Raw genomic sequence first — 22,981 nt, 5'->3', positions numbered from 1 at the left:
GGGGGTACATCTATCTTCTATTCAGGAGTATTATACTAAACTATATTAAATTTGGTTAGATTCCTTTTGGAATTTAAATAAAAAACTATTTTAAATTATGAAATGCGTATTTTCCCTATCGGGGCGTAAGCAAAGTAATAGATAAGAAAATTAATATCAATTTAGACATGTAATGTTCGTTAGAATAGTAAATAGTTTTCTATCAAATGTTACAACTAGATTATACAAGGGAGTAAATAAAAGAGAAAACATAAATGTTAATTCAAAGGTGCCAAAGGAAAAGAGAAGAGTGCCTTTTGAAAATATGATATACATAGCAGATGGACCTAGTGATGTTCCTGCCTTTGCAGTAGTTAGAAAAAATGGAGGAAGAACCTTTGCTATTTATCCAAAGAATAATATAAAGGCATTTAAGCAGGTTGAACAGCTTAGAATGGATAATAGAATTGATATGTACTCTGAAGCAGATTATAGAGAAGGAACAACTACATATATGTGGATTACAAATAAAATTAAGGATATAGCTGAAAGAATTTGTTTAGAAGAGAAACATGCAATAAATAGCATTATTTCAAAAGCTCCTAGGCATATAATAGAGTAAATATTTTATGGTTTATTTTAACAATATTTATGGGTATTTTTATAATATGGTAATGATATATAATATTTATAATAATGTTAAAATATAGGTGGTGGGGAATGAAAAAGTGGGTAATAAGCTGTAATCTTAAGGGGAATGATGTATTGCAGAATATTTTAGAAACAGGATCTACTTTTTATGAAACAGCTGAAGATATTAACGTTAATGATGAGGTGTTTGTATACGCTAGGGAACCTTTAAATGCACTATTTTTAAAATGTAGTGTAAAAAAAACTTTAGAAGAAAATATAGATAAGGATTATATTAAGGGATATAATAAAAAAAGAATTGAACTTATACCTATTGAAAATTACTTAAGTGATATTGATAAATTAAGTTATAATAATTTATTATCGTATGGTTTAAAGGATATAAGTTTTGATTGTGAAGTTAATAAAGACTTATTAGAATATCTTGATTCTATAAGGAATGAAAATAATTTTATCTATTAATAATAAACAGATTAAAGTATGAGGATTTAAATTAAAGACTCATACTTTTTATTAATAAAAAATATTTAAATATACGTATAAAAGAAGGAATAAGAAGAATGGACAAAATAAAATTAGTAGATGACTGTAACGTGCCACAATATAATTGTAGTTCTTGTTATAAGTGTACAAGTATTGTTGGTACAAGTATGACATTTGTAAAGAATAGAGGGTGTTGCTGGTATTTTCCTAAGTTTAATATACATGATATACATAGAATGGTTAAATCTAAAGAAGGTCTTGAAGTATTAGAAAGAATTTTAAAACTTCCTAATGTAAAATTATATAATTATTATATTCATGCAAAGGGAGACTTTGATGAAGAAGGGTATAAAAAGTTCTTAGAAAGTGATGAAAGTAAAGAAGAGAAATACGAAGAACATGATGAAACAATGTTCTTTAGAACATGTCCCTTTGTTATAGGGGGAGAAGGCTGTACAATTCCAGCAAGATATAGAAATTATGTGTGTAACTTTTTTATCTGTCCTGAAATAACAGAAAAATTAGAGAAAAAACCAGAATTCTCCAAGTATCAAGAGGAAATGAAGTCTTATGTACACTGGGTTGAATGGGAAAATGAGTCTATAAGGATTATCCTTGAAGAGGAAGGTATAAATCTTATTAATAATTTCGATAGAGTTATAGAAAAATTAAAAGAGCTACCTTTAGAGGAATTTGAATTTAGAAAACTTGATGAAATAGAATATTAAGTCATAGTGAGGAGAATGAGGAAATCATTCTCCTTTAATATTGTAAAAACATAGAATTATATAGAAGAAAAACAATAAAAAGTATTGAAAAGCTGTTGTATACATTGCTATAATTACAATAAAAGTAAAAATAAATAAAAATATACAAAGGAGGGATAACTTGAAAATACTAGCGCCATTAAGTTCTTCAAAAGAAGTTGAGAGAGTTATAAAGGCAGGTGCAGATGAAATATATTGTGGGATAATAGATGAGGAACTTAATATTAAATATAAAATTCCCAATATAAATAGAAGACCTTATTCTACTGCTAATATGAAATCTTTTAAGGAACTTAAAGAAGTAATTGAAAGAAGTCATGAATTTGAAATTCCAATTTATATAACTATGAATGAAACCATTTTTACAGAAGAACACTATAATTTTATGGAAGAAAACTTAGAAAAATTTTGTGAGTACAAGGCAGATGCAGTAATAGTAGCAGATGCAGGAATGCTCCAATTAATTAAGGATAAAGGTTATGATATTAATGTTCATATGAGTACCTGTGCTTCTGCTTATAATTATGAAACGGTTAATTTTTATAAGGATATGGGTGCATCAAGAATTATACTTCCAAGACATATGACAGTTAAAGAAATTAATGAGCTTAAAGCAAAAAATCCTGAGTTAGAATATGAAATTTTAATATTAAATACAAATTGTCAGTATGATGATGGATATTGCACATACGATCATTCATTAGGTAACTATTGTAATAGAAAAGCAGGCTTTCATGGAGGGGGATGTGGTGCAATACAAAATATTAAAACCTATTATAAAAAGGGTGAGTTTGAAAATAAAAAAGCTCCAGATATAGCAAATGAGTATAGAAAGCATCAAAGGTCTTTAGGAAATACCTGTGGAGCATGTTACTTAGGACAATTAAATCTTACAGAAATTGATGCTCTTAAAATTGTAGGTCGAGAATACATAATTGAGAGAAAAGAAAAGGATATTAAATTCTTATCTAAAGTTAGAGAATTAGTTAATAGTACTTCTAATCAAGAATTTATAAGAAATACTGCAAGGGGGTATTTTAAAGAAATATATAATAGAGACTGCATGGAAAGGTGCTATTATTAAGGAGTGTAAGTTTTATGGAGAAGGTTGCATTTATAAGAAAAGTAGAAAATATAGAAAAGGTAATAAATGATTATAACAGAATATACTTTGGAGAAGAGTTTTGTGAAAATCGTCTGCAGAGCACAGCAGAATTTAAAAAAGCTCAAGATATTGCACGTGAAAATAAAAAAAGTATAACCTTTGTATTTCCCTTTTTAACTGATGAAGGAATTAAAGAATTAGATGAAATTTTTGATGCTATAGACGTTAATATAGAAGGCTTTGAAGTTGTAGCAAATGATTGGGGAACTTTATATCATTTAAGAAAGAAGTACCCTGATATGAACATAATAACAGGAAGACTTTTAAATAAGATAAAGAGAGATCCTAGAATAAAAACTGCTGAAGAATTTTTAGAAAAGGAGACTTATGAAATATTTAAATCTAGTAACCTTTTAACAAAAAGTAGTCTTAAACTTTTAGCTTCTAATAAAATAAAGGCTATAGAATTTGATTATCCTATGCAGGGAATAAACTTAAAGAAAAGTGACCTTTTATATTATGTACATTTTCCTTTAGGATATATAACAACAGCTAGATATTGCATAAGTAATCCAGCTGTATATAATCCAGGAAGATCATATAAGTGTACAGCTAAACTTTGTGAAAAAATAACATTAAAAGAGGAGAATGATACTTTTTCTACAAGGGTTTATCAAAAAGGAAATACAGTGTTTTATTACAATAGTTCTATTACTAAAGAAGAACTTTTTGAAATGGGTTTTGATAGAGTTATAGAGCATAATGGATTATAGACTTTTAGTAAAATCACCATCTATTTGTTTAGATAGAAGGTGATTTATTTTTTTATTAAATTTACAGATATTTGAAATATTGAATAAAAAAGTAAATAATAATATAATTTAAATATAAAGACATGGAGGTGAAGAAGTTTTGGAATTTATTTTTCCTGAAATTCAAATTTTAAAATGTATAAAGGAATATGGCTTTCTAAGAAAAAAGAAAATAGTGAGAGAGGGGAAAATTTATATAAGCAGTAAAGATGACATAAATAAAGATAGTAGTGACTCAAATACAAAAAGATATGTTTCATATGCTATGGCTTATGTATATTTGTTTTTCTTCTCATTAATATCCTTAGTAATATTGCTTGCTCCTATATATTTTATATTTGATATAAATAAATTTATTATTAAGGGAACAGTTAATAATACTTGTCTTACTATGCTCTATGTATTTGGAATATTTTCAGGGGCTGCCATGATAATTCCTGCTTTTAGAAAAATTTATGATTTAGTTCCCTGGATGTATTTTTTCGTTAAGGTTATATTTTTTGATTTAATAGTAATGGGAGTATCTTTAAATGGACTTTTTATAATTAATAATTTGGTATTAGGCTTTTTAATTATGATGGTAGTCTTTATTTTATTAAGAACTATTATGTGTATATATATTAATAGATATAATTATACTTATGATAGATATTTTAAAACTTTTGGAAGTCTATCTTTTGCCATTGGTTTTTTAGGTATTATTTTTTTATAATAATATTTCTTATATAAATATTGCAACATAAAAACTTTGGAAATAAATCGTAAAATGTATAATATAATGCTGCAACTATGAAAAATATGCAAATAAGACAAAAAAATAATGATATATGCAAAAAATATATATTCACTAACAAAATAATGTACAATAATATTGTGTTTCGTAAAAGCTGTACAAAACTTAATAGAAGTTAGTAGTTATTATTTTAGGGGAAATGTATTAAGGTGATTCGGAATTATTTGGTACAAGCTTAAGAAACAACCAGTTTTTATAATTTGCAAGTGGAGCTAACAGCCATAATTGTTTATGTAATTTAATTAAATGCAAGGGGAACATTGTAATGATGGCGTTTAATTAACATCATAAAGGTTAAAAAGTTAGAGAATATATACCTGTTGAATTTACGTTTTGGAACAATCCCTTTGGTATGTGGGGGATTGTTTCTTTTTTTAGCTTTAAGGAAAATATAGATAGTTTCATGTAATAACTAAAATTAATCGTAAAATGACTATAATTAGATTTTAAGATTTTATAGAAATAAGATAGGAAAAATAAATTTAAAATTTATTAGAATTTAGATAAAATATAGTAGTAGATTATAATGACATATTAAACGACATAACTAATGATTTTATGATATACGAAAGAAGAAAAAATATAAAATTAGCAATTATAATATTATATTATTAAATGGCGCTCTGCAATATAACGTTTACTGCAGGGTGTTTTTTTATTTATATAGATAAGATAAGGCTAACTTGGAAATAATATTAATATTGACAAAGATAAAGATGAGAATATAATAATCTTATACACCCCATAGGGGGGAGGAGGTAAAATGATGGATAATGAAAGAAAAAAAGCTATGCAATCCCTAAAAACAGCTAGAGGACAAATTGATGGGATAATAAAGATGATAGAAGATGATAGATATTGTGTTGATGTATCTAATCAAATAATGGCTGCTCAATCTTTATTAAAAAAAGCCAATCTAACAATTCTTAAAAATCACATGCATCATTGTGTAAAAGATGCAGTAGAATCTGGAGATTCAGAAGTGAAGATTGAGGAGATGATAGGAATACTAGAAAAATTATTATCAAGATAAGGAGGAGTTAATATGAACAAGAAGACATATGTAATAGAAGGAATGACATGTTCGGCTTGTGCTAATAGAATTGAAAGAGTCGTAGGAAGACTTAATGGTGTAGGAAGCGCTGTTGTAAATTTTGCCACTGAAAAACTTACTGTTGATATGGATAATAATGTGATCAAAGAAGATGATATAAAATCTGCAGTTTCTAAAGCTGGTTACAAATTACTTGATGAAAGTGAAGTTAAACAGGACAGCAAAAAAGATAGCGAAAGCTCAAAAATGTTAAGAAGGTTTATTATATCAGCTGTATTTACAGTACCCCTTTTAATTATTTCAATGGGACATATGGCTGGAATGCCACTTCCAAGTATTATTGATCCCCATGTTAATCCATTAAACTTTGCATTAATTCAAATGATTTTGGCATTAATTGTAATGTGTACTGGAGGAAAGTTCTATAAAAGTGGTTTTAGAAACTTATTTGAATTAAGTCCTAATATGGACTCATTAATTGCAGTAGGTACATTTTCAGCATTTGCTTATGGAATTTTTGCTATTTATAAAATAGTAACAGGAGATTCTGAATATGCAATGCATTTATATTTTGAATCTGCAGCAACAATTTTAACTTTAATAACTTTAGGAAAATACTTTGAAGCAGTTTCAAAAGGAAAGACTTCAAATTCAATAAAAGCATTACTTGGACTAGCTCCTAAAATAGCTACAGTTGAAAGAGGTAAAAAAGAAGTTCAAGTTAAATTAGATGGTGTAAGAGTTGGAGATATTGTTATTGTAAAGCCAGGAGAAAAGCTTCCTGTTGATGGTGTTATAATCGAAGGAACTACATCTATAGATGAATCTATGATTACTGGAGAAAGCATTCCAGTAGAAAAGACAGTAGGAAGTGAAGTAATAGGTGCAAGTCTTAATAAAAATGGATATATAAAGTATAAAGCAACTAAGGTTGGTAAGGATACAGCACTTTCTCAAATAATAAAACTTGTTGAAGATGCTCAAACTACTAAGGCACCTATAGCAAAACTTGCAGATGTAATTGCATCATACTTTGTACCAACAGTTATCTTAATAGCATTAGTTTCAGCTATAGCTTGGAAGATAGCAGGTGAAAGTAATACCTTTGTACTTACAATATTTATTTCAGTACTTGTAATAGCATGTCCATGTGCTTTAGGTTTAGCCACACCAACAGCTATTATGGTTGGAACAGGTAAAGGTGCTGAAAATGGAATATTAATAAAGGGTGGAGAAGCTCTTGAAACAACATACAAAATAGATACTGTAATGTTTGATAAAACAGGTACTATTACAGAAGGTAAACCAATAGTTACAGATATAGTTACAGATGGCATTAGTGAAGAAGAACTTTTAACTATAGCTGCAAGCAGTGAAAAAGGTTCTGAACACCCCTTAGGTGAAGCTATTGTTAAAGAAGCAGAAAAAAGAAATTTAGAGTTTAAAGATATTGATAGTTTTTCTTCAATTCCAGGCCATGGTATTGAAGTTAATATAGAAGGCAAAAATGTATTGTTAGGAAATAAGAAGTTAATGTCTAGTAAGAATATAAATATTGATGATTTACATGAAAAATCAGTAGAGATTTCTAGAGATGGTAAAACACCAATGTTTATAGCTATTAATAATGAAGCAAAAGGAATTATAGCTGTTGCAGATGTTGTTAAGGAAAACAGTAAAGATGCAATAAAGAAACTTAAAAATATGGGTATAAAGGTTGTAATGGTTACTGGAGACAACAAGAATACTGCTGAAGCTATAGGAAAACAAGTTGGTATAGATGAAGTTTTAGCAGAGGTTCTACCAGAAGATAAGGCAGAAGCTGTGGCAAGACTTCAAAAGGAAGGTAGAAAAGTAGCTATGGTTGGAGATGGAATTAATGATGCACCAGCTTTAGCAAAGGCTGATATAGGTATAGCTATAGGTTCAGGAACAGATGTAGCTATAGAGTCAGCAGATATAGTATTAATGAGAAGCGATCTTATGGATGTTGCAGCTGCTATTAAGTTAAGTAAAGCAACAATTACAAATATAAAAGAAAATTTAGGATGGGCATTTGGATATAACATTTTAGGTATTCCAGTTGCTATGGGTATACTACATATTTTTGGAGGCCCATTATTAAATCCTATGATAGCTGGAGCAGCCATGAGTTTTAGTTCAGTATCAGTATTATTGAACGCTTTAAGATTAAAAAGATTTAAAGCTTAAAAAGATTTAAGCTAAAAAGAGGAGGAATTTTATATGAAAAAGGTAATATCAATTGAAGGAATGAGCTGCGAAAACTGTGTAAGACATGTTACAGAAGCTTTAGAAGCTATAGAAGGAGTTAGTAGCGTTGTTGTTAGCCTTGATGATAACACAGCTACAGTTGAAACAGAAGTAGATAACGAAATACTAAAAAATGCAATTGAAGATGAAGGTTATGATGTAACTGACATAAAATAAGTCTATTCGTAAATTGTAAATAAATTCTGAAATTTTTTTATTAAGAAGTTGTTTTCAATTGCTTTTCTTAGAAAAATATGTTATTATCAAGTAGTAGAAATACAAATAAAGAATTAAAGATTTATATAGATAATAATGTTCTCCGTTTAAGGATTCATTTTATTCTAGGGGTCTTTAAACATGGAGGATTTAAATATGGAAGATAAGACTATCGTATGTGTAGACTGTGGTAAAGAATTCGTTTTCACTAAGGGAGAACAAGAATTCTACAAAGAAAAAGGATTCGAAAATGAACCAAAGAGATGCCCAGACTGCAGAAGAGCTAAGAAAGCTCAAAGAAACAACAACAGATAGTTTAAAGCTATCACTAAAAGCAGAAGCAATAACGCTCCTGCTTTCTTTTATGTACTTTATATAATTCTCTATATTACAAATCTTTAATTTATTATGAGGTCCATCAATACCTTAAAGTAAGGTATTGATGGTGATATATTAAAAAGAATAACTATTTTAAACTAGATACTAGCAGCATTTTACATCTTTCTTTAAGCATTTTGTATCTCTTATAGTTTTGTCAATAAGAACTTGTAAAGCTTTTAGATCTTAAGCAACACAACAGATAAGATCTTTTTCACTTTCTTCTAAACAAGTATCTTCAACAAGAAGCTGAGCTAATCTAACAAAAGCTCTTGAAATTACATCGATATCTTGTTCAACATTGCATAATTGATTTAAAATAAATCTAAATAATCTATTAATTTCTCTTTCGATTGCGTCTTCATCACATCTACGCATAGGTCTTCTTTGGAAATTAAGATTTTCTTCTAAACAATCTTCTCTATTATTGTTATTATTATTTTGGCAATAATTATCACAATTGTTCCAGTCATTATAAATTTCATCGTAGTTATTCTTGTCATAGCATTTGTTATTCATATTTATCATCCTCATAATAAAAATTTTATAATTTTTTTAGTCTTAATATACATTATGTTTTTACCAGGAAAAATGATACAAAAAATAATAAAATGGTGTAGACAATTTTAATTAAAGTGATATAATTAAAGTGTCGTCATTTAATGGGGTATAGCCAAGCGGTAAGGCATCAGATTCTGACTCTGACACTCGTGGGTTCAAATCCCGCTACCCTAGCCATAAAAATTATAATGCGACGATTAAAAAGAAGAGAAGCAGATGGGCGGCATCACTACCCATGTTTCTCTTCTTTTTTTGTGCGCAAAAAAGTCAGGGGGATAAGATTTGAAAGAAACACTAAGGGATAAAAACTTTCTAAAGACTATATTTACATTAGCATTACCTATTATAATTCAAAGTTTTATTACTACATCTTTAAATTTAATAGACAATGTAATGGTAGGAAGACTAGGAGAAACAGCTATAGCATCAGTAGGTCTTGCTAATCAATATATCTTTATTTTCTCATTATGTATATTTGGGATTAATTCAGGTGCTGGAATATTTATGTCACAATTCTGGGGGAAAAAAGATATTAAGAATATAAAAACATTTTTAGGTATTGATTTAACAATAGGGTTAATTGCAACAACCTTATTTGCAGCTTTAGCAGCCTTTTGTCCTAAACTAATAATGGGAATATTCTCAAATGATATAGAAGTAATTAATGGTGGAGTAGCTTATCTTAGAATAGTAGCCATAAGCTGTTTATTTATTAATTTTACACAAGGATATTCATCAGCATTAAGAAGTACAGGACAAGTTAAACTTCCTATGTATGGTAGTTTACTAGGAGTACTATCAAATGCATTTTTAAACTGGGTATTTATTTTTGGAAAACTTGGAGCACCACATTTTGGCGTTAATGGAGCAGCTGTAGCTACAACCATAGCAAGATTTATTGAAATGAGCTTTATAATATTATCTGTATATTTAAGAAATAATATAGTTGCTTCAAAGATAAAAGAGATGATTAATTTTGATATTAATATAGTAAAAACTTATTTTGCTACATCATGGTCTGTAATTCTTAATGAACTTATATGGTCTATTGGGTTAAGTACATATGCTGTAGCTTATTCTAAAATAGGAACAGCGGCAGTAGCAGCAATGCAGATAGCTAATACTTTAAATAATATGTTCTTAGTATTCTTATCAGGAATGGCAAGTGCTGCTTCAATAATTATTGGTAACAACATAGGTGCAGGAGATGAAGAGAAAGCATTGGATTATTCGCATAAAATAGCTAAGCTTTCTATATTATCAGGACTTATATTGGGAATCATTGTATGGATAACTTCACCTATTGTTGTAAAACCTTTTAGCGTTACTAAAGAAACAGCAGAAACTGTAGTTAAAGTATTAAGAATAATGGCAGTATTCTTTGTACTTAGATCATATAATATGGTGATGATAGTTGGTGTATTTAGAGGCGGCGGAGATACTACTTATGCAATGGCTCTTCAAGGATGTACAATATGGTTTTATTCTGTACCACTATCTTTTATAGGGGCTATGGTATTTAAGTTCCCTGTAGAAATGGTATTCTTCCTTATATCAACAGAAGATATTATAAAAGCTATATTCCAAACTAAAAGATTAAAAACAGGAAAGTGGCTTAAAAATGTAGTTAGAGTTATGTAAATTTTTTAGGCTCCCACAATATGTTGAACTATCAATCATATTGTGGGGGCTAATTTAATGGCTGTATTAAGAATAAAAGTGATAAAATATGTATTATAATTATAGGTGAAAATTCTATAGAGAGAAGGTTAAAAGAAATATGGAAGTTTTAAAACAAGGGTTTATTTTAACTATAGGTATTATAGGAGTGTTTATAGTATTTGGATTTATTATTGAAGTCTTAAATAAACAGAGCAATAAAGCAGTATATAGAGCCTTTGGGATTCCAGGGCTATATTTAACTTCATTTATTGGAACTCCAGTTCATGAATTTGGACACTATATAATGTGTAAAATATTTCGTCATAAAGTGGGAGAAGTAAGGTGGTTTATTCCTTCAGCTGTAAAAACGGGAGGAGTATTAGGCTATGTTAAACATGGAAGAGGTAATAGTTTATATCAAAGAATAGGAGACTTCTTTATTGGAATAGGACCATTAATAATAGGAAGTTTAAGTGTTGTTTTATTAAGTAGATATCTACTACCAGATACTTTTTGCAGCATATTAAATATGGACAACATTAACTTTAAAGATGTGGTAGTAAGCATATTTTCTATAAGCAATTTGAAAAGTTATAAATTTTGGATATTTATAATTTTAGTAGTATCAATATGTTCACATATGTCACTAAGTTTAGCAGATGTTAAAAATAGCTCTTTTGGTGTAGTAACGCTTTTTGTTATAAATTTAATCATTGCCTTTATAATAGTAACACTGAAAATTGATACTACTGTACTTAATAAGTTGTTATATAACTATAATCTAATATGTGCAATTTTCATGTCTATAGTAGTACTAATAATTTTATTTACCTTATTTATTGCTAGTATTATTGCTCTTATTAGAAGAAGATAAAGAATTTGTACAAGACAAGCTTAAAGCAATTAATCCTTGAGCTGTATAGTAAAGGGATAGATTAATCATAGATAAAAAAGCTTGTGGATAAGGCAAAGAAATTTCAAAGCTTAATACAATATCAGATAGGATAAATAAAATAGATCCCAATATAGCAAGAAAGCAGAACAATTTATTTGTTTTTCTAAACTTAAATAAATGCAGGGATTGTAATGTCATGAAAAATATTATAAAGGAATAAACACAAAAAATTATAATATTATCTCCAGCATTAAGGATATTAGAGAAAATAAAATAAACACCATAAGAACCTATTAAGCTTATTATTACATCTCTAATATAAAAAGAAGTAATACTTAAAAATGCTAATATGTAAAATATGTGACCAATAGCAAAGGAGCTTGCCCCTATTAAAAAGTAATTTTTTATATTAGGTGAACTTAAAACTACATCTCCAACAAGGCCTAAAAATAAACCTATTAGTATAAGAAGGGAATATTTTTTGGTTTTTGGAGATTTTTTAAAACTAAAAATACCACACAGTAGAAAACAAATACTTGAAATAGTTTTGAATAGAAGCTTATCATCAGTTCCGTAGCTAAGTATTGTTTCATAAACAAAATAATACATTGTAAAAAAAGTTAGAATATTCATAAATATAGTATCCTTTCTATAAAAAAGAGTAATTTAAGAATATTCTAACATAATAATTATAATTTACTTATATTTAATTTTAATTTAATTAGTTAAGTACTACTTTTTCAATATTATCTATAGCCTTTTGAACTAATGCATCAATATCTAAAACACTTTCACTCTTTCTCATAGCATCAAGTTTTGGAGCTGTTTTTGGATGTTTTGGAACAAAGATTGTACAGCAGTCTTCGTAAGGTAATATTGAAGTTTCATATGTACCAATTTCTCTTGCTATACTCATAATATCTTCTTTATCCATAGCGATAAGAGGTCTAAATACAGGTCTATCAGCACAGTCAGTACTTACTATTAAACCTTGCATAGTTTGGCTTGCAACCTGACCTATACTTTCACCTGTAGAAACTGAGTCTATATTAAGATTTTCAGCTAATTTACAAGCTATTCTCATCATAAATCTTCTCATAAGGATTGTAAGCTCATCTTCTCTACATTTTTCAATTATATCCATTTGAATTTCAGTAAATGGAACGATATAAAGGTTAACTTGTTCAGTGTAAGATGCAAGTATTTTTGCAAGTTCTTTAACTTTATCTTTAGCTCTTTCTGAAGTATAAGGGTGGCTGTGATAATAAACACAGTTAAGAGCAACACCTCTTCTAGCCATAAGGTATCCTGCAACTGGAGAATCAATACCACCAGAAAGCATAAGCATAGTACTTCCATTAATACCATATGGAAGACCGCCTACAGCCTTAACCTTAGTAGTACTACACCAGATATAAGTATGTTCTCTAACTTCAATATGAACAGCACATTCATAATTTTTAACATCTACAGTTAAAGGCTTTTCAGAGTTGTGAAGTATGTATCCACCAACATCTCTAGATAAATCCATAGAAGAAATAGGAAACTTTTTATTAGCTCTGTTACCTATAACTTTGAAAGTTTTACAGTCAACTTCATTCATACATCTTAAAGCTTCTTGTCTTATAACTTCAATGTCATTTTCAACTTTGTTAACTATACATAATTCAGAAACACCAAAAACTTTTCTTATTCTTTTTATTCCTTCTTCTATGTCATCAACCTTTATGAAGTATCTTCCTTGGTCTATTATTATTTCATATTCTAATCCTTTTAACTTTTGTGAAATATTATTTCTTAGTTTCTTTTCGAATTTATTTCTATTAAGACCTTTAAGAAAAATTTCTGGGGCGTATTTTACTAAAATTAATTTATTCATCTTTTAACTCTCCTTAATAATTTTAATCCTCTTTTTAGAGTATCAATAGTTATATCAACTTCTTCTTTTGTATTATCTGGTGAAAATGAGAATCGGACAGCTCCTTCAATTTCAGCTCTATTTAAATGTAATGCTTCAAGTACATGACTTCCAACAACTCCAGCTTTACTTTTTGAAGTACATGCAGAACCAGTAGAAACGAAAATATTTTCTTCACTTAGATAATGAAGAAGAACTTCGCCTCTTATACCTAAAAATGAAACATGTAATATATATGGTGAAAAATCATCAGTTGAAGGACTGTTTATTTTGATATTATCAATTTCACTAAGTCTTTCAATCATATATTCTTTTATAGTTTTTACTTTATTAAAGTTTTCACTCATAGAATTCATTTTATCTACAGTAGCAGTTGTAAGTCCCATAATACCTGGAAGATTTTCTGTGCCTCCACGTAAACCTTGTTGCTGTTGACCTCCAATTATTTGAGGGATAATATTTGATCCTTTTTTTAAGTAAAAGAAACCTGTTCCTTTAGGACCATTTATTTTATGACCACTAGCAGTTAAAGCATCGATTTTTAATTCTTTAACATCTATAGGAAATTTCCCGAAACTTTGAACTGCATCAACATGAAATTTAGCTCTAGAACTTAAACTTTTAATTGTTTTACCAATTTCTTTTAAATGCTGAATAGAACCTATTTCATTATTAACATGCATAATAGAAACAAGTACTGTATCTTTCGTAATAGCAGATTTTAATTCTTCAATATCTATGAATCCATTAGAATCAAGAGAAAGATAAGTAACTTTAATATTATTATTTTCAAGAAATTTAGAAGTATTTATTATTGAACTATGCTCAAAAGCAGTAGTAATAATATGCATATTTGGTTTACTTAATCCTCTAAGAGCCAAATTATTACCTTCAGAACCACCAGAAGTGAAAATTATTTCATCTTTTGAAGCGTTAATACTTTTGGCAATAGTTTCTCTACAGCTTACAATTTTATCTTCAGATTCCATACCAAGTTTATGAAGTGAATCAGAATTAGCATAGAAATTCTGCATTGTATCAGTCATTGTTTTTATTACGTTATCTGAAGGTTTAGTAGTAGCTGCATTATCAAAATATATATTCATTAACTTTATCACACCTCTAATCAAAAAAACTTATAAATCTTATAACCATACTTAGTATAAATTATCCTAACATTTTATTCAATGTATATACTTGTTAAAATTACAAAATATACAAATAAATGAGCAAATATGTTATTATTAGTTTAAACAATTCCTATGCTAAATATATATATTAATAAAAAATAAATTGGGGGATAAAAATGGACGACGTACCGAGGTTGAATTATTTAATTACACTTTTTATAATGAGTACTATATTTATTAATGTTTTATTTTTACTAAAGGAAATGAAAATTTTAAAGTATATGAAAAACAGAATGGATGAAAACAAAGAAAAAGAAGATATTCTTGATTTTAATAATAAACGTGTTGAGAAAATTATGACTCCAAGAACAGAAGTATATTGTATTGATATAGAGGATAATCTTGAAGATTACATTAATGAATTATTAAATAAAAGATATACTAGAATTCCTGTATATGAAGGTAATATTGATAATATAATAGGTATTTTATATATGAAGGACTTTATTATTGAAGCTAAAAGAAAGGGTTTTTCAAATATAAATTTAAGAAATATACTTATAAAGCCTAACTTTGTGCCTGAATGTAAAAAAGTAAAAGATCTATTTATAGAAATTAAGAAGTCTAAAAGTAAAATGGCAATTGTAATTGATGAGTATGGAGGGTTTTCTGGAATAGTAACAGTAGAGGATTTAGTTGAAGAAATCATGGGAGATATTACTGATGAGTATGAAGAGGAAGAAAAAAATATTGTTGAAATTGGGGACAAAGCTTTACTTGTAGATGGAACTACATTATTAGAAGACCTTTGTGAAATGCTCAATATAGATTTTTGTGTTAAGGATATAGATACATTAAGTGGATTTCTTATTAATACCATTGGAAAGATTCCGTCAGAAGAAGAGAATAGGCTTGTGACATATAATGGTGTTGATTTTAAAATATATAAAGTCAGTGATAAAAGAATAGAAAAGGTTATAATAAATTATTAAGTACTTGGAGGAAAACTTAAGGATGAGTAATTTTTTTATTAATAATGAAATAGAAAAAATTAAAGAACATAGACCACTTATTCACTGCATAACAAATTATGTTACTGCAAATGATTGTGCAAATATAGTTTTAGCTTTAGGGGGAATTCCTACTATGGCAAATTTAGTAGATGAAGTTTCAGAAATAACACCTAAGGCTGATGCCCTTGTAATAAATATAGGTACATTATCAAAAGATTCAGCTGAATCTATGATTATAGCAGGAAAAGCAGCTAATAAAAATAATGTGCCTGTAGTATTTGATCCTGTAGGAGCTGCTGCATCTGAGGCGAGAAAAAAGAGTGCTTTAAAAATATTAAGTGAAGTTAAGGTATCTGTAGTTAAAGGAAATATAGCTGAAATAAAAGCTATTTTAGGTATGGATAGTATTTGTAAAGGTGTGGACTCTTTAGAAGAGTTATCTGAAGAAGAAGCAAAGGAAGTAGTTAAAGAGGCGGCTTTAAGAATAGGGGCAGTTGTCGCAATTACTGGAAAAAGAGATTATATATCAGATGGAGAAAAAGTTTATATAGTAAGTAATGGACATAAAATTCTTACAAGGGTAACAGGAACAGGATGTATGACTACTTCTTTAATTGCTACATATTTAGGAACTACAAAGGATGAACTTACTTCTACAGTTTTAGGAATAGCTAGTATGGGCATAGCTGGAGAAATTGCATATAAAAATTTAAAAGATAGAGAAGGAAGCGGTACACTTAGGGTGAAAATTATAGATGAAATATATAATATGACTTCAGAAGACCTAAAGGAAAGAGGAAAAATAAATGAATAAAGAAGATATTAATTATAAAGTATATTTAGTTACAGATAGAAATGTATTAAAGGGAAGAAATCTTTGCCAGGCTATAGAAGAAAGTATAAAAGGTGGGGCAGGAATAGTTCAGCTTAGAGAAAAGAATATTTCATCTTTAGAATTTTTTAATATTGCAAAGGAAGTTAAAACTATTACTGATAAATATGATGTTCCTCTAATAATAAATGATAGATTAGATATAGCTATGGCAGTAAAAGCTAGTGGAGTACATTTAGGACAAGAAGATATTCCATGTTCTATAGCAAGAGAAATATTAGGTAAAGACATGATAATAGGAGTTTCTGCTCATAACTTAGAAGAGGCTTTAAAGGCAGAAAAGGATGGAGCTGACTATATAGGCTGTGGTGCAGTATTTTCTACTACTACAAAAAAAGATACAGTAAGAGTAAGTATAGATGACATAAAAAAAATTAAGGAGAGTATTAATATAAAGATGGTAGCAATAGGTGGAATAGACCAAGTAAATATTAAGAAGCTTAATAAAACAGGAATAGATGGTGTAGCTGTAGTTTCATCTGTTTTAGGAAGGGAAAATATTAAAGAAGCAACGGAAGAACTTTTTAATAATAATTTTTAATAAAAAATGCCATATTATTAGCAGATTAATTACTTATGTTTTATGATTTTGGTACGATAATAGAAGTATGTTGATAATTTTCATTTAAAGATGATCAATAAAATAAAGTGCTGATAAATAAAATTGAGATAATTAAAGGAGAGGTTTTGGCAAATGGAAGATAACAAAACAATTATAAAGAGCATAGAAAAGATAACTAGAGAAATAGAAGGTATAGCTGAAATGACAGCTGACCTATATAAAAAAGTTGATGGTATAAAGGAAAAGGCTAACAACTTACAAAATTCTTCAAAGGAAATAGTGGGTATAGCTTCTCAAACAAATATGCTTTCTTTAAATGCATCAATAGAAGCTGCAAGAGCAGGAGAAGCAGGAAAAGGTTTTGCAGTTGTTGCAACAGAAGTTAAAAAATTATCAGATATGAGTAGTAAAGTTGCAGAATCTACAGTTAAAGATCAAAAAGAAATGCTAAAAATGATAACTGATATATATAAGATTGCTGATTTAGTTAATGAAAAAAGTGAAACATTAAAAGAAGCAGTTGAAAGTATTTCAGCATCAGTTGCAGAATAATTTTTATATAGTTAAAATACCATCACCAATAGCTAGTGGTGGTATTTTTTAAAGTATCTAATTCAATAAAGTGCAAAAAAAGTAATTAAATATAAGAATTGTTTATTTTTTCTGGGGGGATTATTAATGGGGAAAGAAAAATTGGTTTATACTATTGAGGAAAAATGTGTTGGATGTAATCAATGTATAAGATTATGTCCTGTTATTGAAGCTAATATTGCATATAAGGTAGGAGATAGTAATAAGGTTAAAGTTAACACTGACAAGTGTATTCATTGTGGAAAATGTATAGATATATGTGAACATAATGCACGTGATTTTATTGATGATACTGAAAAATTTTTTGAGGATTTAAAAAAAGGAAAGACTATTTCAATTTTAGCTGCACCAGCACTTAAGATTAATTTTAAAGAGTATAAAAAATTATTTGGATATTTAAAAAGTTTAGGAGTAAAAATGTTTTATGATGTATCAGTTGGGGCTGATATTACAACTTGGGCGTATATGAAGTTCATTAAAAGTAACGGAGGAAATTATATATCACAGCCTTGTCCTTCAATAGTAAATTATATTGAAAAGAATAAACCAGAAGCATTAGAATACTTAATTCCTATACATAGTCCTCTATTATGTTCTGCTATATTTTACAAGGATTATATGGGTGAAAAATCAGATTTCGCTTTTTTATCTCCATGTATAGCTAAAAAAGATGAGATAGATGATGAAAATACTAAAGGCTACATAAAGTATAATGTTACCTTTGATAAATTAAAAAAGTACTTAGAAGAGGAAAAAATAGATTTATCAGAGTATAGTGAGGAAGATTTTTGTGAAAAAAGTGTATTTGGATTCCTTTTTTCAAGACCTGGAGGATTAACAGAAAATATTGAAGCAGTAGATGATTCAATATGGGTAAGGCAGATTGAAGGACAAGATAAAGTTTATGGATACCTAAAAAAATATTTAAAAAGAGCTAAAGAGGGAAAAGAGATTCCAGATGTTATTGATGCTCTTAATTGTGAATTTGCATGTAATAAAGGCAGCGCTTCACGTGACTTTGATATAGATATAGATGAAGCAGATGCAATGTATAATAAAGTTAAAAAACAAAAAGATAAAAAGGAATTAAAAAAGCTTTATAAAATTTATGATAAGAAGTTTGATTTAAATAGTTTTAAGAGAAAGTATACAAACAAATATAAAAAAGTATTAAAGGATATATCTAAAGAAGATAGAGAGCGTATATTTAATGATATGTTAAAGAAGAGTTATGAGGAAAAAAATATAAATTGTTCAGCCTGTGGATATAGTACTTGCAAAAAGATGACACTTGCAATTTATAATAATCTTAATATAAAAGAAAATTGTATGGATTATAATAAAAATCTTATAAAGTTAGAAGAAAAAGCTATCTCTAAGAAAAATAAAGAAATTGAATATGCTATGAATGAAATAAGTAGAGGCATTAAAGAAAAAGAAGAGTATACTGAATTTCTTGAAAGCAGCGTAAAAGATATAACTAAATCTATAGAAGAAATTGCAGATGGTAGTAATCAAAATATCTCAGAAATTGAAAAGATAGATAGAAGTATGAATGAAGTAGCTTATAAGACTGATAATTTAAATAATAAAGTAGAGCAAATGTATATTAAAGTTAGTAATTTTGCACAGAGTTCAAGAGAAATAGTTGGAATTTCAGAACAAACAAATTTACTTTCATTAAATGCATCAATAGAAGCGGCAAGAGCAGGAGAAGCAGGTAAGGGATTTGCAGTTGTAGCATCAGAGGTGAAATCTTTAGCTGATATAAGTAATAAAACGGCAATGGCAACGGTTGAGGATCAAGAGAAAATGATGGCAATGATTTCTGATATTTCTAAAATAGCAGATGAATTAAATGAACAGGCAAAGGATGTTAGAGATTCTATAAGTAATATTTCAGCAATTATAGAAGAGACTACAGATAAGCAGGAAGAAGTTACATCAATTGCTAATAATTTGTTAATAAAAAATAGAAATAAATAAAAAAACGTTATTAAATCTAAAAAAATATTGACAAAAATTCTATTGACTAATAATATATAATAAGAAACAATAAAATGTTTCCTTGAAGAACGAATATTAATATCTTATCAAGAGAGGTAGAGGGACTGGCCCGTTGAAACCCAGCAACCAATATAATAGTTCATTTACTATTTTTATATGGTGCTAAATCCTGCAGTATTTTTATTAAATTGCTGAGAGATGAGAGAATAAAGAATTTTAGTGATGCTTTTAGCGCTAGAGGTTTATTCTCTAGTGCTTTTATTTTTATTATTTTTGAACTTTGGGGAAAGATTAAAAATAATAAAAATAAATTAATATAGTTTTGCTAAACTCTAAATTAGGTCTTTAAGACAAGTAAAAATTAAAACCATCTAGATTAAATAGGGGATATACAGATGGTTTAAGTAGCAAAGCATTAGACTTTAATTAAAATATACTTCTATAAAATGAGACAATATAAAAACTAAACTCTAAAACTATAAAATATACTACACTTATTATTAAACATAGATTGGAATAATACAATAAAATACTTAATGAATATAGAAGAATTTATAAAGGTAATGCAGCTAAAGGGGGCTAATTAAAATAGAGGTAAGACCAAAAAAATTAGTAAATATCTCTTTTGAAATTTAGGGGAATGTAAAAAGAAGAATATTTTACCACAAAAGGTGTATCTAAATATTAAAATTTAGATGCGCCTTTTTACTTGAAAACTTTAGAAGTTAAGTTTCTTTAGAATATATTTAATGTATTGCATAAAACATTACTTATTTTACAATAATTAATAATAAGGTTAAAATAAAGGTGAATATGTAATGCGGGGGAAAAGTGATGAAGATTTCAAAGGTACAGGCAGAGCTATCAGGAAGTGATGTATTAAGTATTATAAATGAATTTGTAAAGGTTGAAGGGCTTAAGATAGAGAAAGCAGATATTATTGGTAATGAAATCTATATTAAAGGATGTTTTAAAAAAGGAGTATCTTTTAGATTTGAAGCTGCAATAGCAATTGAAGGTGTTGTAGATGAAAAAATTCATGCAAGATTTTCAAAACTTAAAATTTTAAATTTAGGGATTTTCAGAGTTATTAGAAGTTTTGCAATGAAAAAAGCCTTTAAAGCCATGGATATAAAAGGCTTTCAAGTTAATAAAGATAGACTAATAATCGATTTGAAAAAAGTATTGATGGATGTACCATATATTGAGTTGAAACCTACAAATCTATATATAAAAAACGGATCTGTTGTTGCTGAAATAGAAGAAATTGAGATATCTATATTAGGAGAAATTGTTAAGGAAAAAGAGGAGAAAAGTAAAGAGGACATTAAAGATAAAATAAAAGAACCTATTAATAAATGTGAAGATTCTTATTCTAAGGGAAGAGATATAATAAAAGAAAAGATTCCAAAGGATTTTGAGTCAGCTAGTGATTTTATATTTTTACTTCCAGATATAACAGCACTTATATTTAGACTTCTTAAGGATAAGAGAGTTTCAACAAAGGCAAAACTATATATGTCATTAGCTTTAGCATATATATCTTTTCCTATAGATTTTATACCAGATAAATTTCCTCTTGTGGGAAAGATAGATGATATAGGAGTAGCTGTATTTACTCTTTATAAAGTAATTAATGATATTCCAATACAGATAATAGCTGAGAACTGGTCAGGAAGTATTGATTTTATATCTTTATTACAATATGCACTAGATTATTTAATGAAGTTTACTAATGCAAATAATGTACAAAAGCTATATAATATCCTAGAAGATTTAAGGACACTATAATATAGGAAGGTAAATTAAGATGACTAAATATTATGCAGTATATAAAGGAAAATCAGGAGTACCTAAAATATTAACAACTTGGGATGAATGTAAAGCAGAAGTTATTGATTTTAAGGGTGCAATTTATAAAAGTTTTAAAACAAAAGCAGAAGCAGATGAATATCTGAAGCTTAATGCAGAGGGAAGAGCTCAAGTTAAAACTGTTAATAAGGAAAATAAAATTTCTCATGAAGATATAGAAGAACTTTCTGTATATGTAGATGGAAGTTTTTCTTTAGAAAAGGGTAATTTTTCTTATGGTTTAATTGCTCTATATAATGGAGAAGAAGTATATGAAACATGCGGTGCTGGAGAAGATGAGGATGCAGCAGCTCTTAGAAACGTTGCAGGGGAAGTACTCGGAGCATTAAAAGCAGTTGAATATGCATTAGATAATAATTATGAAAAAGTAACTATATTCTATGATTATCAAGGGATAGAATGCTGGGCCCTTGGAACATGGAAAAGAAACAAACATCTTACTCAAGAATATCATAGAGTTATGCAGGAGTATATGAAAAAGATAAAAGTAAATTTTGTTAAGGTAAAGGGACATTCTGGAGATAAATATAATGAAGTTGTAGATAAACTTGCAAAAAAAGCATTGGGAATCATTTCATAGATTAATTAATAGTTAAATACATATTCTAAATATATAAAGTATTTAATGAAAAATGAGGTGCTTGAAGTATGAGTAAATATTTAAATGGAATGATGACAGGTGTTATGGTTGGAGCAGCAGTAGGAATGACTGTTATGCCACAACTTGATAGAAGAACTCAAAGAATGGTTAAAAGAGCAGGAAGAAAAATTATAGATTTGGCCGAAAATTCTTATGAAAATAGAAGATAGATTATATAATTTGAATATTATTACTTATATCTAATTTTTATGAGAAAGGACTTAATACAAGTGTATTAAGTTTCAATTTGTAGATAAAAGGGTTAAATGCATAGGTGTTTAACTCTTTTTTTTATGCATAGACCAGTTATACAAAAAAATAATTGTAGGCCGCAAAAGAACCTAAAAGCAAAATAAATTGTATTTTAATATGAAATTATTTCACTTTTAGAACCTTTTTAAGGCTAACAAAGCTGCCTCCTGCGCTGAAAAGCGTGGCGTCAGCCACTTTGTTCAGGTATAGGAATTTATAAAATTTTTTAAGGCTGGAAGCTAGATTATATCTAGCTTTCGGCCTCATTATATGGTAAATTAGTTAATCATATAGTGAGGGATTTTAAATGAAAAAGAGTACAATAAAATTGATTTTAGAAAATCATTGGAGTGATTTTCTAAAGATATACAATAAAAATATAAGAAAAAATGTTAAAGATGAAGTTAAAAAGTATTAAGGTGTAAGGATATAAAGCACGGATATATAGAATTTAAGTGTGATAAATGTAATGTAACA

24 protein-coding genes, 1 tRNA gene and 1 riboswitch are annotated in these 22,981 nt (G+C 28.0%); of the genes, 21 read left to right on the top strand and 4 right to left on the bottom strand.

The window, feature by feature from the left end:
- Positions 1-172 precede the first annotated feature (172 nt).
- The 10 genes from BM384_RS06260 to BM384_RS06215 all read left to right on the top strand — a co-directional run bounded on the left by BM384_RS06260 (position 173) and on the right by BM384_RS06215 (position 8,446).
- Positions 173-601, top strand: a complete 429-nt coding sequence (locus BM384_RS06260; protein ID WP_090012182.1) for a hypothetical protein — start codon at positions 173-175, stop codon at positions 599-601.
- A 98-nt stretch (positions 602-699) separates the two neighbouring features.
- Positions 700-1,092 (top strand): hypothetical protein, encoded by a 393-nt coding sequence (locus BM384_RS06255; protein ID WP_090012180.1) that lies wholly within the window; start codon positions 700-702, stop codon positions 1,090-1,092.
- 98 nt (positions 1,093-1,190) lie between these two features.
- A complete protein-coding gene (locus BM384_RS06250; RefSeq protein WP_090012178.1) occupies positions 1,191-1,841 on the top strand; it encodes a hypothetical protein in 651 nt (216 codons plus the stop codon).
- A gap of 160 nt (positions 1,842-2,001) precedes the next feature.
- Positions 2,002-2,964, top strand: coding sequence for a peptidase U32 family protein (locus BM384_RS06245; RefSeq protein WP_090012176.1), 963 nt, complete (start codon positions 2,002-2,004; stop codon positions 2,962-2,964).
- Between the two features lie 14 nt (positions 2,965-2,978).
- Positions 2,979-3,758, top strand: coding sequence for a hypothetical protein (locus BM384_RS06240; RefSeq protein WP_090012174.1), 780 nt, complete (start codon positions 2,979-2,981; stop codon positions 3,756-3,758).
- 139 nt (positions 3,759-3,897) lie between these two features.
- On the top strand, positions 3,898-4,509 hold the full coding sequence (locus BM384_RS06235) for a hypothetical protein (protein WP_090012172.1): 612 nt from the start codon (positions 3,898-3,900) through the stop codon (positions 4,507-4,509).
- An 847-nt stretch (positions 4,510-5,356) separates the two neighbouring features.
- Complete coding sequence (locus BM384_RS06230; protein ID WP_090012171.1) at positions 5,357-5,623, top strand: metal-sensing transcriptional repressor; 267 nt, start codon at positions 5,357-5,359, stop codon at positions 5,621-5,623.
- Between the two features lie 12 nt (positions 5,624-5,635).
- Complete coding sequence (locus tag BM384_RS06225; protein WP_090012169.1) at positions 5,636-7,855, top strand: heavy metal translocating P-type ATPase; 2,220 nt, start codon at positions 5,636-5,638, stop codon at positions 7,853-7,855.
- Between the two features lie 33 nt (positions 7,856-7,888).
- The gene (locus tag BM384_RS06220; protein WP_090012167.1) at positions 7,889-8,092 is read left to right on the top strand and encodes a heavy-metal-associated domain-containing protein; all 204 of its coding nucleotides are present in this window, start codon (positions 7,889-7,891) and stop codon (positions 8,090-8,092) included.
- 195 nt (positions 8,093-8,287) lie between these two features.
- Positions 8,288-8,446, top strand: a complete 159-nt coding sequence (locus BM384_RS06215; RefSeq protein ID WP_090012165.1) for a zinc-ribbon domain-containing protein — start codon at positions 8,288-8,290, stop codon at positions 8,444-8,446.
- A gap of 249 nt (positions 8,447-8,695) precedes the next feature.
- Here the strand turns inward: BM384_RS06215 and BM384_RS06210 are convergent, their stop codons facing one another.
- Positions 8,696-9,028, bottom strand: coding sequence for a hypothetical protein (locus BM384_RS06210; RefSeq protein ID WP_090012164.1), 333 nt, complete (start codon positions 9,026-9,028; stop codon positions 8,696-8,698).
- 144 nt (positions 9,029-9,172) lie between these two features.
- Here BM384_RS06210 and BM384_RS06205 point away from each other — a divergent pair.
- The 3 genes from BM384_RS06205 (at position 9,173) to BM384_RS06195 (ending at position 11,606) form a co-directional block, all read left to right on the top strand.
- Positions 9,173-9,247: transfer RNA gene (locus BM384_RS06205), tRNA-Gln, on the top strand.
- Positions 9,248-9,352: 105 nt separating this feature from the next.
- Positions 9,353-10,711 (top strand): MATE family efflux transporter, encoded by a 1,359-nt coding sequence (locus BM384_RS06200; RefSeq protein WP_090012162.1) that lies wholly within the window; start codon positions 9,353-9,355, stop codon positions 10,709-10,711.
- 139 nt (positions 10,712-10,850) lie between these two features.
- Positions 10,851-11,606 carry a hypothetical protein gene (locus BM384_RS06195; protein WP_090012160.1) on the top strand — a complete coding sequence of 252 codons (756 nt, stop codon included), beginning with the start codon at positions 10,851-10,853 and terminating at the stop codon, positions 11,604-11,606.
- Here the strand turns inward: BM384_RS06195 and BM384_RS06190 are convergent.
- From BM384_RS06190 to BM384_RS06180, 3 genes are all read right to left on the bottom strand, one after another.
- Positions 11,565-12,260, bottom strand: coding sequence for a lysoplasmalogenase (locus BM384_RS06190; protein ID WP_090012158.1), 696 nt, complete (start codon positions 12,258-12,260; stop codon positions 11,565-11,567). The two genes, BM384_RS06195 and BM384_RS06190, sit on opposite strands and share 42 nt — an antisense overlap.
- A gap of 88 nt (positions 12,261-12,348) precedes the next feature.
- A complete protein-coding gene (gene thiI, locus BM384_RS06185; RefSeq protein ID WP_090012156.1) occupies positions 12,349-13,506 on the bottom strand; it encodes a tRNA uracil 4-sulfurtransferase ThiI in 1,158 nt (385 codons plus the stop codon).
- Positions 13,503-14,651: a cysteine desulfurase family protein gene (locus BM384_RS06180; RefSeq protein WP_090012154.1), complete on the bottom strand. Its 1,149-nt coding sequence runs from the start codon at positions 14,649-14,651 to the stop codon at positions 13,503-13,505. The genes thiI and BM384_RS06180 overlap by 4 nt, the downstream gene beginning before the upstream one ends.
- Positions 14,652-14,851: 200 nt before the next feature.
- Here BM384_RS06180 and BM384_RS06175 point away from each other — a divergent pair, with 200 nt between their 5' ends.
- From BM384_RS06175 to BM384_RS17285, 8 genes are all read left to right on the top strand, one after another.
- Entirely contained in the window at positions 14,852-15,667 is an 816-nt protein-coding gene (locus tag BM384_RS06175) for a hemolysin family protein (protein WP_090012152.1), read from the top strand.
- 22 nt (positions 15,668-15,689) lie between these two features.
- Entirely contained in the window at positions 15,690-16,502 is an 813-nt protein-coding gene (gene thiM / locus BM384_RS06170) for a hydroxyethylthiazole kinase (protein WP_090012150.1), read from the top strand.
- Complete coding sequence (gene thiE, locus BM384_RS06165) at positions 16,495-17,121, top strand: thiamine phosphate synthase (protein ID WP_090012148.1); 627 nt, start codon at positions 16,495-16,497, stop codon at positions 17,119-17,121. The genes thiM and thiE overlap by 8 nt, the downstream gene beginning before the upstream one ends.
- 153 nt (positions 17,122-17,274) lie before the next feature.
- Complete coding sequence (locus BM384_RS06160; RefSeq protein ID WP_090012146.1) at positions 17,275-17,694, top strand: methyl-accepting chemotaxis protein; 420 nt, start codon at positions 17,275-17,277, stop codon at positions 17,692-17,694.
- Positions 17,695-17,820: 126 nt separating this feature from the next.
- Positions 17,821-19,719, top strand: coding sequence for a [Fe-Fe] hydrogenase large subunit C-terminal domain-containing protein (locus BM384_RS06155; RefSeq protein ID WP_090012144.1), 1,899 nt, complete (start codon positions 17,821-17,823; stop codon positions 19,717-19,719).
- Between the two features lie 101 nt (positions 19,720-19,820).
- A riboswitch (SAM riboswitch) is annotated at positions 19,821-19,945 on the top strand.
- Positions 19,946-20,574: 629 nt separating this feature from the next.
- On the top strand, positions 20,575-21,531 hold the full coding sequence (locus BM384_RS06150) for a YkvA family protein (RefSeq protein ID WP_090012141.1): 957 nt from the start codon (positions 20,575-20,577) through the stop codon (positions 21,529-21,531).
- Positions 21,532-21,550: 19 nt separating this feature from the next.
- On the top strand, positions 21,551-22,192 hold the full coding sequence (locus BM384_RS06145) for a ribonuclease H1 domain-containing protein (RefSeq protein ID WP_090012138.1): 642 nt from the start codon (positions 21,551-21,553) through the stop codon (positions 22,190-22,192).
- Between the two features lie 68 nt (positions 22,193-22,260).
- Positions 22,261-22,422: a YtxH domain-containing protein gene (locus tag BM384_RS17285; RefSeq protein ID WP_139232055.1), complete on the top strand. Its 162-nt coding sequence runs from the start codon at positions 22,261-22,263 to the stop codon at positions 22,420-22,422.
- The last annotated feature ends 559 nt before the right edge of the window (positions 22,423-22,981 follow it).

Source organism: Clostridium sp. DSM 8431 (genome assembly GCF_900116755.1).
Lineage (GTDB): Bacteria > Bacillota > Clostridia > Clostridiales > Clostridiaceae > Clostridium.
Note: the sequence above shows the minus strand (reverse complement) of the source record. Positions and strands in the feature narration are given on the sequence as shown.